Source organism: Flavobacterium sp. KH_035 (assembly GCF_057839565.1).
The window spans coordinates 5,194,303-5,207,837 of the sequence record NZ_CM174492.1 but is presented as its reverse complement, the minus strand read 5'-3'; the positions used below and the strand labels follow the sequence as shown (position 1 = coordinate 5,207,837).

Sequence of the window (13,535 nt, the reverse complement as noted above, 5' to 3'; positions counted from 1 at the left end):
TTTGCAATTCAGGCAGAATGAATACCTGACATTAAATAGCAAAACATTAATTAGAACTAAAAACCAGCAGTTGAAATCTGATCGGTACATCAAAGTTTTTGTAAAATAAGAAGTCGTTTGTAATTTGGGGCTTACTTTATCGAAGATTGATATTGACTGTACTTCCTTCTTCAATAACTGTTTTGGTTATTATTTTTTTGCCTTCAGAGACCGTTATTTTTAGTTTTTTATCAATTCTCTCAACGGTGATGTCAAAATCTTTTTCGAATGCGTTGATATGGCGCATTTTCATAATGGACCAGGATTTAGGAAGACGTGGTGTGAAGTCAAAACGGTGCAGATCTGTTGGTCGGATACCAAATAATCCTTCTGTAAAAATTCTGCAGTACAAACCGCTTTCTGCCGAAAGGTGACGCTGATCGCCTTCCGGATAGGCTTCTACAGGATACGGAACATGATCTCCCAGTAAACGACGGTTGGAATAATAATGTAAAAAATCCAGGGCTTTATCTGTTTCTCCGGCAGCCAGAACTCCTCGTAAGGCATATAAAGTCGAACGATCCCAGAAAATTTTATCACCGGCTACGCTGGCAAGGCCATCTTTGGTCCATAATCGTGGCGAGAATAGGGCGTTTATAGTTCCTTCTTTTCTATCGTACATACCCATTGTGAGCGGTGTACAGATCCAGGCTCTTAAAACATCATTTTCTTTGTAGTATTTATAGGTTTCAAAACCTTCGACTTTAGCCCCGAAATACTTCTCAATAGCTGCTTTTAATTTTTCAGCCTCTGCTTTGTAGGTTTTCAGTTGCGCTTCGTTTTTTCCTAAAGCCTTACCTAGATAAACGGCAGAATTCAAAGCATCATAATACAAAGATGAGGTGTTGAGATTGGCTTTTCCGGCAGGAAGACGCCCCTCGAGCTCATCAGAATCTGAAGTGACTACGCCATCAGAATTTAGTTTTCTATGACAATATTCCAGACACCATTCAATCAAAGGCCATAATTGTTTGGCTTCATCTGTATTTCCTCTCGAAAGAGCATAGCGTGCAGCTCCGTAAGCAATCATAGCTCCGTCGCCACGATCACCGGCTCCGGCCCAGATATCAGTTCCTTCGGCAATAATCGAACTCGGAATGGGTTTGTACTCTTTGTTCATGAATTTTGCAAATTGCAGATAAGCATTTAATGAGGCCTGATTGCCATATTCATATCCTAAAAAAGGAAAGAAAGGACCGATATATTCTGCCTGATCATTTGCCCAAATGGCCGCATAATAAGATTCCCCTCCCGGACCGTGCATAGGACCACCTTTGGTTTCAAAAATACTCTCTGAAGCTCTGATTTTGGCAAAAGCAAATTCTGTATTCAAAACCTGATCGGGTGTTTCTAAGATCAGTTTACTCCATATTTCATTGGTAAATTGAATGCGTTTGTTTTTTTCTTCGTCAATATTAGCAACAGGAGCTTCGTCGTTTGCTTTGACACCCGAGTAGAAAACAGAAAAACTAACGGTTTCATTTGTTTTAAGAGTATAGTTTCCCGAGTTAGAAAGATCTACATGCAGAGCATAACTGCCTTCCGTTCCTTTTGCCGGATCTGTGGTATAAACCGCATTCGATTTTGGAATTTCTACGACACAGTTTTTATCAGAGATGTTTTTTAGGGTATAAATTTCACAATACCCTGCCAAAGTGGTTGATGGGAAAAATTGTCTGGTTAATTCAAGTGTATTGCCGGTTTTACTCTTAACAAGCAATGTTCCGTTAAGGGTTAGCGAAACCACTTTTTCTGCTGCAATAGGCTTATAATTCACGGTTACCAGATTAAAACCATCCTGTGCAAATTGGCGTGTTAAGCTGGCATGGGTATTGTTCGGAATTGTTCTGAGCATTGGCCAGACCAAACTGCGGGTAGCGTGGAAAGAACCATCAACCGCAACACCGTATCTTAGAACGCAGGAAACTTTTTTACCGCTCATTTCAATATGATCTTCGTGCGGAATGTTGTTGTTTATTTGCCAGGAAATAGAACCATCCTGATCGATTAGCCAGCGACGGTCTTCTTGCGAAAATGCTCTGCTTGTCATGAAGCAAAAAGCGACAATGGCAAATAAAAGGTGTTTTCGTCTTTTTTGAAAGGATCTCATCATTTAGTTTATTTTGAAATTAAGGTTTTTCGTGCGTTGTTTTTATAAGGTGTAAAATTTAATTTAAACACTTAGAAACATAGTATTTATTTTTAATTAAAAGAGTATTTAAAGAAATACATTTCTTTCACATAGTTAATCTATCTGTATTTTTAATTAAGTAAAACGTCTTTCTTCGGGTGTTAAAATCTATGTTTCTATGTGTTTTAAAATAACTACCGCCAGCAGCTTATTATTTATCGTATTAGTAGTATTTGTTTGTGTTGTTTGTCAGATAAATTTTTTAGTTGTTTTATTATTATTTTAAAGATGCAGTCGCTTTTTGTCCTGAATCTAGCGGGACATCAACAAATGTATAGGAATTTCCGTTATCATCTTTTTTGTGGCTGGCGGTAATTTTTTTATTGTTCAGAAGTATCGTTTCGTAATTTCAGGAAAACATAATTCGCGATTGAGTGGGGAGCTTTCTATTTTCTATTTGGATTGGTTTTACCATTAGGAGTACAATTTTAAAAGCAAACCCACACAATTTGCAGAGTGGGTTTGCAGCATTATCAGCTTTTTCGATCGACTATAACCATGACACTGATAATTTATTAAAATGCTTTAATTCCTTTACCTAATATTTTTTAACACATAGAAATATAAATTTTGTATTCTTTTTTACGAAGAGTGAAACCTATGTTTCTATGTGTTTAATTAAACTTTTATAAATTATATTTAGAGAGATGCTGTAATCACAAAATCTAATTATAACCCGGGTTTTGAGTTAGATTTGTTCGGTTTGTTTCATCCCTCGGAATTGGTAATAAGTAATGCTGAGGTTTAAAAAAACGATCCTGTACTTTTGTATAAGTATAGGTTTTTGACCCGTCGCCATTTTTGGTAATTACGACTCCCATCAAAGGTTTATTTTCTGTCTGCTCGGCAATTTTCCAACGACGAACATCGTAATAGCGAAATCCTTCCAGACATAATTCAACCTGTCTTTCATTGCGAATTTTGTTCTCTAAAGTTGTTCCGGTCAAACCTGTCAACGGATTTGTTATTCCGGCACGCTGTCTGATTGCATTTAAGTATTGTATTGCCGTACCTTCATTGCCCAGTTTGAATTGCGCTTCAGCATAATTCAGATAAATTTCACCTAAGCGGGAAATAATCCAGGATTTGTTTGTTTGTGTTTCGTTATTGTAATTGTATGTGGTGTCACAATATTTACGAAACGTGTAACGCGTTTTACTGGCATTCCAGGTATCCCAACCTTGAGGAGAATCTAATCCGCCTTCATAAAACTCGGCTTTATTTGAACTTCCGACATCATAACGATCTTTGAAAAATTCAGGTTTTCCATAAGCACGTCCGTCGTACACAATGTTTTTGTAAAAACGGGGATCTCTGTTTACATAAGGTTTTTGAGGATTATAACCGGATGATGGATCGGTAATGTCTTTTCCATCGGCAGTTCCGTAAGCGTCAATATGACTCTGGCTTGGCGCAAAATTGGCCCAACCGTGAAAACCACTCGGAGAATTAAACATTTCGACACCATTAAAAGCACTCCATTGTGGATCTTTGCTGGACAAACGAGAGCAGATAATCTCTGAATTATTAGTTGTAAAAAGATCTTCATACTTTTTATCATAAAGTTGATAGATGTTTAAGTCAATAACAGCTTTTGCCGCATCTGATGCTTTTTTCCATTTAGAAAGATCATTAGTAGTATTCCATTGCGGACTTGCAGCATAAAGCAATACTCTTGATTTAATAGCAAGTGCGGCACCTTTTGTAATTCTTCCAAGACTTGAAGTAGCTAATGGTAATAGTTCAGCAGATTTGTCTAATTCGGTAACGATAAAATCAACACATTGCTCATAGGTACTGCGATCCACTTTAAAATTACTGTTTAAATCAAAAGGAGTTGTAATCAACGGAACTCCGCCATAATCGCTTGTTAGTTTAAAATAAGCGTAAGCTCTTAAAAAAGTCACTTCTCCTTTTAATCTGTTGCGGGCAGCTTCGTCACCCGGAACGATATCAATTCGGGACAAAAAGATATTACAGTTTTGAATTGTAGCATAGGTAGGTTTCCAGATATCAAAATCACTTGCATTATCGGGTGTCAGCGCTCCTGAATTTAGGTTCCAGATGTCATAATCGTTAAAATTATTAAAAGCTTCGTCACAGGCAGTCGACAAAATCCAGCTGCGGTTTGTTTTGTCGTTCCAGTTGTGTTGCGTGCTCGGTAAAACATTGTACAGATTGTTTGCAAAAGCTTCAGCAAGTTTCAGATCATTCCAAACCGTTGCATCGGTATACGAATCCAAAGGTACTTTGTCCAGCGGATCTTCACTGCAGGAAGTAAAAGAGGCGATTGTGATAAAAAAAGAGGCAAGGATAAGCGTCTTCTTTTTTATAGTGATTAGTGTATTGGTTTTATAATTTTTCATGTCTAGATATTTTTTTTGTTGCACCATTATAATTCAATAGTTACACCGACTCTGTAGATACGGGTTTGAGGATAATTGATTCCTGTTGTATTGTTTGTTTCAGGATCAAGATTGTACTTTTTCATGTGATCGATAGAAAACAAATTAGTTCCTCCCGCATAAATTCTCATATTCAATACACCAAATCTGGAAAGTGCATTTTGAGGCAAAACATAGGATACTTCTAAGGATTTTAATCGAAAGAAAGAGGCATCTCTCAGCCAAAAATCGGCCGGAATATTATTTTTATTATCAGAGTCATTAAATGCTATAGGATATTTAGAATTCGGATTGTCTGCTGTATATCTGTCATTGTACAACCATGTTGGCGGTGCTACGATTGCTCCTTGTCCTTGTGGAAGAATCATTTGTTTGGCCTTTGATTGCCCTGTCCACAGTAAATCAATAGAAAAACCTTTATACTCTGCTCTCATCGGAATACCGTAAGCAATTTTTGGCGTAGCCGATTGAGGAATTCTAACTTTATCATTTGAAGTTATATTACCATCACCATCTGTATCTTTTACCCAAATATCCCCCGGTTTTGCACCTTCAAAATGAGCAGAATTGTCCACATCTGCCTGAGTGCGATAAATTCCGTTTGTTTGGTAAACTAACCAGGAATCGATTGCTTTTCCGGTTGATTTTTGCCATTCAGGAATGTTCGAAGCCTCGTCACGAAACAGTACTTCACTTTGTGCATAGGTAAGATTAAAACCAACACTGTATTTGAATGGATTACTTGTGTCTGCATAATTTAGAGACCAGTCAACACCTCTGTTAACCGTTTCTCCGATATTTTCTTTAGGAAGCGCTAATCCGGTGTATAAAGGCACAGACGCATTTCTAGCTGTTAAAATATCAGATCTTTTGTTACTGAAATAGTCAAATGTGGCTGTTAATTTGTTGTTTAAGAATCCAAAGTCAAGACCAATGTTTGTAGAGTGCTGTACTTCCCACGTAATATTAGGGTTAGGTGTAGCCGAAAGATAGATGCTGTTGTTTAAGGTATAATCTGAACCAAAATAGCTATAATTCTGCTGGTTTGTAGTTAATTGATATCTTGTTAAGAAAAGATACTGGTTCGGATAAAACACACCGTTAATCCATTCACCCAAATCATCATTACCCATTTTTCCCCAGGAAGCTCTTAATTTAAGCTGATCGATCGCTTTGATATTGTTTTTAAAAAAAGGTTCTTCAGATATTTTCCAGCCTGCTGAAATGGCAGGGAATAATCCCCAACGGGTTGCAGAAGGGAAGTTGAAAGATCCGTTGTAACGAGAAGAAATTTCAGCAAAATATTTATTGTCATAATTATAAGCAATACGACCTAAGTAACTTTCTCTTCCATCCTGATAAGCACTTCCGGTTGCATTTTGTCCTTTGGTACCTCCTGTAAAAATTTGATCTAATTGATCACTTAACAAGTCTCTTCTATAAGCAATTGTTTCGGTCTTGTCAGTAGTAGTTTGCTCGTATCCCACAAATGCATTAAAAGCATGTTTGTTGAATTTACGATCGTAAGCTAACTTTAAGAAGTAAGTATTTTGATTCGTAATTTGCTCGTTTTGCAATACACTCGTTATACTTGTACTGTTTTTTATGTTGTTGTAACTGTCATTTGTCTTATCGTAAGAATAAGCATCCCATGGTTTGGTGAACTTTTTCTGACTGCGAACATTGTAGTCAAAGGCAGCATAACCGTTCAAAGAAAGTCCTTCCGTAATCTTTGGCAATTTTAGGTCAAATCCTATTTTTGGGTTTACGATTAAGTTTATTACTTTGTCATAACCCGCCGCCGAAGAAGACATTAAGATTGGGTTTCTTCCGTTTGCAATTCCTGAAGATGGCAAACCATTTTTCCAGTAAGCCGGAATAAAAGGGTACATACTTACCGTTTCGTGCATGATGCTTCCAATACTGACTGCCGGGTAATTTCGATCCTCTTTGCGGGTTGCAATATCCAGGTTAACTTTTAAATTGGAAGAGATATTAACATCAATATTTGATCTTAAGTTAAACTGTTTGTATCTTTCGTCACTGTTTCTAAGGTTACTTTCCTGATTTAAATACTGACCAGAAAAGAAATACTTTACCTGTTCATTACCTCCATTTACAGAAAGAGAAACGTTTGCCTGAGGAGCATCCTTGCGATACACCTGTTTTAGCCAGTTTGTACTCGTGTAATTCGGATCGTTGCCTGCCTTATATTTGTCTATATCGGATTGCGTATAAGGAAATGTTGTTCCTTTATGAGCATTTAATTCGTTGTAGTAAGTCATGTATTGCCAGGAGTTAACCCTTTGATCCATTCTTGTTAATTGTTGAATACCGTAAGAACCATCAATTTTAATCGTTGGTTTTCCAACTTTACCTCTTTTAGTGGTAACAAGAATTACTCCATTGGCAGAACGAACTCCATAGATTGCAGCCGATGCGTCTTTCAAGATAGTAACCGATTCAATATCATCGGGATTGATTCTGTTCAGATCACGATCCGGAATACCATCTACAACTACAAGTGGACTGGTACCTCCTCCAAAGGAATTAAATCCTCGAATCAAAAGGCTGGAACTGTCATCACCTGGTCTTCCCGAACGATTGTTGGCAATTACTCCCGACACACGTCCGGCAAGACCGTTTGAAACGTTTGCGGAAGCATTTTGTGTCAGAGCCGATCCCTTAATAGAAGCAATTGCTCCGGTTGTAGTACCTTTTTTCTGGGTCCCGTATCCTACAACAACTACTTCATTTAAAGTTTGATTTTGTTCTTCAAGTTGAATATTTGAGGCATTAGCTGCGCTAACTTCTTTTGTTACAAAACCGGTAAATGAAATAACCAGTATGCTGTTAGAATCCGGAACGTCTATTGAAAAATTACCGTCGAAATCTGTAGTTACGCCAGTTTGGGTTCCTTTTATCGTAATGTTAACCCCCGGTAATGGCTCCCCTTTTGTACCGGTTACTTTTCCTTTAATTGTTTTTTGTTCTGTGAATAAAAGAGCTAAACTGTTGGTTGTGTTTAGTCCGGCAATAGCTAATTTTCTGTTGGTTGCATTACCCTGAATAAGTGGAGTGCAATTAAACTTTGAAGAAAATTTGGTTTCTTTAGATTCCGCCGCAGTCGAAACCTGTAAGGTCATAGCGAATAGAAATCCCGATGTTAGTTTGGTAACCTTCCAGATCTCAGTGGTAAGCCAATCGGTTTTTGGCTTGTCTTTGGTTAATAATTTCATGGTTTTCTTGGTGGTTTTTTGGTTAGTAATGAGTTCTCTAATTTGCACTATCCGATCACTTTCTTTTCTTTTTAAAAACGAACAAGATGCGTGGAGTACTTGTTGTCTGTTTGTGAAAAAGAGAGCAATGTGAAAATCAAAAGTATAAATGTTCGATACTTTTACATACCAGTACCTACCAGTTTTTTTGCGATATGTTTATAAAAATGTTTTAAAATAAATTAATATGAAAAGTAAAGTGGGTAATATATGAATATAAAGCATAAAATTTAGAACCATTTGTGATCGAGGAATTTCCTTGTTTTTATTGCTCCTGTGGTGACTGGATTGTCCTGCAACAAGAAAAAAAGAGGTGGTTTTCAGGATAAATTAAAAAGTAAGGAATATCTGATATGAAATATTAAAATGCTCTTGTTATAAAGCCCTTTTCCGGATTTGTGAAAGAGTAATTTTTAAGGCCAAAAAAGTTTATTTTCTTTTAGAAAGTTTTAAAATGATATTGCATTAGATTTTTTGCTTTAATGATAAGATTAACCTTTTTGACAGTCAAAAGTGGATAATATAGTATTAGAATTAAAAATTTAATATTATTTGAACAAACTACTTTTTACAATGCACCGAAATAAACTGGTAGGTACTGGTATGGAGAAACGTGTTATTATTATACTTTTGGAACTCATTTTTAATAAATGAGTGGTGCAATTAGAAAGCACTAGTTCACAATAAGGATCTCAGGATGAAAAGGAGTGAAGGGGGATTACCAACAAATTTTGCAAATCATAAATAAGAAAGAACCACTTACTATTAGCAAACAATTTTATGAAAAAACTATTATTTCTATTAGCTCTTACAATCTTTTTTTGTAGAGCTAACGCGCAAGAGGGACAAATCCAGATCGAGACCCAAAATACAGCTTTGATCTTAAAAGTGGGAAAGAATGGCTTACTTTATCAGTCCTATTTAGGAACGAAACTCAAAGATAACTCAGGATATGCTGTAGTTTCAAAAGAGACTGCAAAGACGTTTGTAATAAACGATGGAAATCCTTTGGTTAATTTAAGGCATCAGGCTTATCCAACCTACGGAACAGAAAACTTGTTTGAGCCAGCAATTAGAATGACTCATAATGACGGAAACCCCTCTTTGGAATTAAATTATGTAAGTCATAGTTCGCAAAAAATAGATGCCAATACTACCGAAACGATTATAAAACTTAAAGATCCGGCATATCCCGTAGAAGTTACGCTGCATTATAAAGCATTTTTTAATGAAAATACAATTGAGCAGTGGACGGAAATTGTGCATCACGAAAAAAAGCCGGTCATGTTATACAATTATGCGTCATCGATGCTGCATTTTGATGCCGATAAGTATTGGTTGACCCAATTTCACGGAGACTGGGCCAAAGAAGCCCGTATACAGGAAAGCGAATTAACAAGTGGTACTAAAGTAATTGACTCAAAATTAGGAGTTCGTACCGACATGTACCAAACGCCGGTTTTCTTTTTGTCTCTTAATTCCAAAGCCAATGAAAATTCGGGTGAACTTGTAGCCGGGACAATTGCCTGGTCGGGAAATTTTAAGTTTGCTTTTGAATTGGATAATAAAAATTCGCTTCGAATCAGTTCAGGAATGAATCCATTTGCCTCCGAATATAATCTTCAGCCCGAAAAAGTATTTACAACTCCTTCTTTTATCTATACTTTCTCAAATAAAGGAAAAGGGCAGGCGAGTAGAAACTTGCATTCATGGGCTAAAAAATACGGGGTCAAAGATGGCGAAAAATCACGTTTGACCTTATTGAACAATTGGGAAACTACTTTTTTCAATTTTGACGAAAAGAAATTGACAGACATGTTTGCCGATTCCAAAACTTTAGGCGTTGATATGTTTTTATTGGATGATGGCTGGTTTGGAAATAAATATCCGAGAAGTGGTGACAAATCAGGTCTTGGAGACTGGCAGGCTACTAAAACAAAATTGCCAAATGGTATAGGTTTCCTCATGCAGGAAGCAGAAAAAACAGGAGTGAAATTCGGAATCTGGATAGAGCCCGAAATGGTTAATCCTAAAAGTGAATTGTATGAAAAACATCCGGATTGGGTGTTGAAATTGCCTAACAGACCTGAAAGTTATTACCGTACGCAATTGGTTTTGGACTTATGCAATCCGCAAGTACAGGATTTTGTATTCAAAACCGTAGATGATATTATGCAGACAAATTCAGGAGTAGCTTTTTTTAAGTGGGATTGCAACCGAATGATGACCAATGCATATTCGACCTATTTAAAAAACCAGCAATCACATTTATTTATTGAGTATACGCAAGGCCTCTATAAAGTTTTGGACCGAATTAAAACGAAATACCCAAATTTACCGATGATGCTTTGCGCCGGAGGTGGAGGCAGAACTGATTACGGATTGTTGAAGTACTTTACGGAGTTCTGGGCAAGTGATAATACTGATCCTTTTAATAGAGTATTTATACAATGGGGCTATTCACAGTTTTTTCCGGCTTTCTCGATTTGTAATCACGTAACATCATGGGGAAATCAATCGATTAAATTCAAAACCGATGTAGCGATGATGGGTAAGCTGGGCTTTGATATTAATGTGAAAGAACTCAAAGAAAAAGAATTGAAGTATTGTCAGGACGCAGTGGCCAACTATAAACGACTGAGCCCGGTAATCTGGCATGGCGATCTGTACCGAATCATTTCTCCTTATGACGAAAGTCGTGCCGTATTAATGTATGTGAACGAGTCAAAAAGTAAGGCTGTATTGTTTTCGTACACTCTACATCCACTTTACGATCCGCAATATAATTCCGTTCGTTTTCAGGGCTTAGATCCAAATAAAACCTACAAAGTGGAAGAAATCAATCTAATGGCCGAAGCAAAGAAATCTTTGGATGAATCCGGAGAATCTTTTAAAGGAGATTACTTAATGAATGTGGGATTACGAGTTTCCTCTTCTAAAGTTGAAACAAGCGTTGTCCTTGAAATTACCGAATTATAGTTGAATTAGTCTCTATAAACAAAAAGCCTTTCAATGGAGCGTATCCCACTTTGAAGGGCTTTTTTAGTATTTATAATTTTGATTTTTTTAGTATTTTATCAAATATTTCTGTTAATGCATCTTCCATAATTTTGGCTGTATTTTCACCACTTTGATTTGTAATAATAAATGCACCTAAGTCATATTTTGGAATAATGTAGATATAACATTGAGATCGCGGTACTCCACCGTGATGCAGGAAAAAGGTTCCCAGTTTTTTGTCATCAGTAGCTATGTTCCAAAAATATCCGATACTAAATTCATTGTCAAATTTGACTATTGTTTGATGTGATTTGGCAACAATTTTATTGTTTTTCAATTGAAATGCAACATACTTCATCATGTCCGGAATCGTAGATTTTATGTTACCGGACGCACCCCAGGGGAGTTTTGGCATCGGAGTGGTAATTACACTATTGTCACTGTGATAGCCTACCGTTAGTTTTTTAGCTTCTTTATCAGACAAAGTGATTTTAGTATGCTGCATCGAAATGTTTTTTGATACATAATCTTTTAGTAGCTCTTCAAATTTAGTGTTGTAAACTTTTTCTAAAATAAAGGCAATTAGCTCTGTTCCTGTGCTCGAATAAGAATATTTGTAACCTGGAATTGTATCAATTTTAATTTTATGAAGATCTTTTAAAAAGTCTTCTTGGCCGTAATTCTTATAGACTTTATTGATCTTTCCCGGGGTATCATGATTTGTAAAATCCTGTAAAATTTCATTGGCCTCAAACGGAAGCATATTTGGGAATCCGCTGGTATGTGAGAGCAGGTGCTTTATAAGAATTGGTTGGTTCTGATACTTTAGATTTGGATAATCTTCGGGTAAATATTTTTGAACTTCATCTTCAATATTTAGTTTTTTATCAATCGCTGCTTTTGCTGCCAGTATTCCTGTAAAAGTTTTACTTAATGAACCAATTTCATAAATGGTTTCATTATTGGGAGGGCTATTATTCCCTTTTTTTAGTTCTCCATAATGACCAATAAACTCTTTTCCATGATAAAGAACTCCTATTGAAGTAGAATGAATTAAAGGTTTTTTAATCATTTTACTTGCTGCCGTCTCAACTGCATTTTTGATATTGATGTTTTCAGTTGTAACAATTTTGTTTCTTTTATTGGATTGCATTGAAGTTTGTGCCAAACAAAAGAAAGAGGATAGTAAGGAAATTAATAGAAGCCAATTTTTCATAATTTTATTCATTCAAAAAATGCATTTACCTAAATAATACTGATTTAGTAATCCGTGTAAAAATAATAATATAGGTATATGAAAAACAATACGGCTTATCTTTTTTTGAGGCCTTGTTTTTCTTTGTTAAAATTCGTCAGTATAGTAAGAGAAGTTTGGAGTTTTATTAAAGTTGTTTTAGAAAGAGTTTGCTTTTCAAAGTACTCAATTCTTGACTTTTTTATAGCTTAAATATTACATTTTTAAAAATCACGTAGTTATACGTAGATGCAAGATTTTATTTTGGGTTAGATTTATTACTTAAACCTAAATAGTCAACAATTATGCAAAACAATGAAAATACACCCATTCCACTCGGATGGGTCGGTGGATTTCCACCAGCAGGTTCCCCTATGTTATATCCAACGAGAGATCTTTCCTCTTTACCAATGTTAGGTAATATGGATAATATTAATTTTTTACAACGTCAGCTTGGTGTAAAGTGGCCGGAGTTTAGTTGGGAAACGCAAAAAGGTAGCGTTAATCCGAAAAGGTGTTATCAGCAATTTGCGCCTTATATTTCCAGAGCGGGTTATACTGATGAAGGAAGAGTATATTCTGTTATCTGTCCTCAACAAGGAGTCTGGCTTAAAGACGAAATTTGTATAAATGTTGAGGTCACCGTTACCGGCCAAAGAGGTTGGGTCAATGAAGTGACAAAAGAGGTGGCAATAGATATGACTGTTGAAGGTAAAATTTGGTTGACACCAAATGAACAGCAAGGGGATAAGATAAAAGAAATTTGGCCTTTATTGGAATATAGTTTTCCAAAATTCCCGTTGAATAAAGAGAACGCAATAAGAGTTACTACACATGAGCAGAATAATCCTGATCAGCCGATTTTTAAAGTAATACACGGATTAAACCCTGAATTCGAAAATCCTCCGTTTGCATTACATGGTGATAAAGCATTTGCCACGGCCTACCTTGCAGTTGAAATTGGAGATATTAAGTTGACCAAAGATAAAGTAGTGGATGGTTTTAATCAATTAATAATGAAAGCTTTTAATCTTGGTTCAGGGAATATGCTTCAGCCGGGAAATACGTTGTCATGGAATCTGTGGTTCACAGAACCAGCTTTGGTAAATAGGGAAGAATGGAAAAATCATGCTAATTTTTGGAGAGATTCTATTGATGTGCATCATCGTTCTCCTACTGGAAATGGTACTGATGCCAGATATTTTGACGGAAGTACATTTAACCCTGAAGCAAATGCAGTAGACGAAATAATTAAAGATATTATTGACTATATTAAAAAACATCTTTAGGTCGTTACAATTTGTTTTTAATTAAAATAGAATAAACAGGTATAAAAAAGGGAAGATATGTTTAAATATCTTCCCTTTTTTATGAACTTGACGAGATTA

General features: G+C 36.1%; 6 protein-coding genes. 2 read left to right on the top strand and 4 right to left on the bottom strand.

The genetic code is table 11. The features are described from left to right. Positions 1 to 136 precede the first annotated feature (136 nt). From AC3IS6_RS21030 to AC3IS6_RS21020, 3 genes are all read right to left on the bottom strand, one after another. Positions 137 to 2,152: a hypothetical protein gene (locus AC3IS6_RS21030; RefSeq protein WP_489162232.1), complete on the bottom strand. Its 2,016-nt coding sequence runs from the start codon at positions 2,150 to 2,152 to the stop codon at positions 137 to 139. A gap of 743 nt (positions 2,153 to 2,895) precedes the next feature. Continuing rightward, positions 2,896 to 4,596 carry a RagB/SusD family nutrient uptake outer membrane protein gene (locus AC3IS6_RS21025; RefSeq protein ID WP_489162230.1) on the bottom strand — a complete coding sequence of 567 codons (1,701 nt, stop codon included), beginning with the start codon at positions 4,594 to 4,596 and terminating at the stop codon, positions 2,896 to 2,898. A 26-nt stretch (positions 4,597 to 4,622) separates the two neighbouring features. After that, complete coding sequence (locus AC3IS6_RS21020) at positions 4,623 to 7,874, bottom strand: SusC/RagA family TonB-linked outer membrane protein (protein ID WP_489162228.1); 3,252 nt, start codon at positions 7,872 to 7,874, stop codon at positions 4,623 to 4,625. An 819-nt stretch (positions 7,875 to 8,693) separates the two neighbouring features. Between AC3IS6_RS21020 and AC3IS6_RS21015 the strand changes: the two genes are divergently transcribed. After that, entirely contained in the window at positions 8,694 to 10,892 is a 2,199-nt protein-coding gene (locus AC3IS6_RS21015; RefSeq protein ID WP_489162226.1) for an alpha-galactosidase, read from the top strand. A gap of 70 nt (positions 10,893 to 10,962) precedes the next feature. Here AC3IS6_RS21015 and AC3IS6_RS21010 read toward each other — a convergent pair whose 3' ends face one another. Further along, the gene (locus AC3IS6_RS21010) at positions 10,963 to 12,129 is read right to left on the bottom strand and encodes a serine hydrolase domain-containing protein (protein ID WP_489162224.1); all 1,167 of its coding nucleotides are present in this window, start codon (positions 12,127 to 12,129) and stop codon (positions 10,963 to 10,965) included. A gap of 323 nt (positions 12,130 to 12,452) precedes the next feature. On the opposite strand from AC3IS6_RS21010, the gene AC3IS6_RS21005 reads away from it, so the two are divergent. Then, positions 12,453 to 13,436 carry a hypothetical protein gene (locus tag AC3IS6_RS21005; protein WP_489162223.1) on the top strand — a complete coding sequence of 328 codons (984 nt, stop codon included), beginning with the start codon at positions 12,453 to 12,455 and terminating at the stop codon, positions 13,434 to 13,436. Positions 13,437 to 13,535 lie beyond the last annotated feature (99 nt).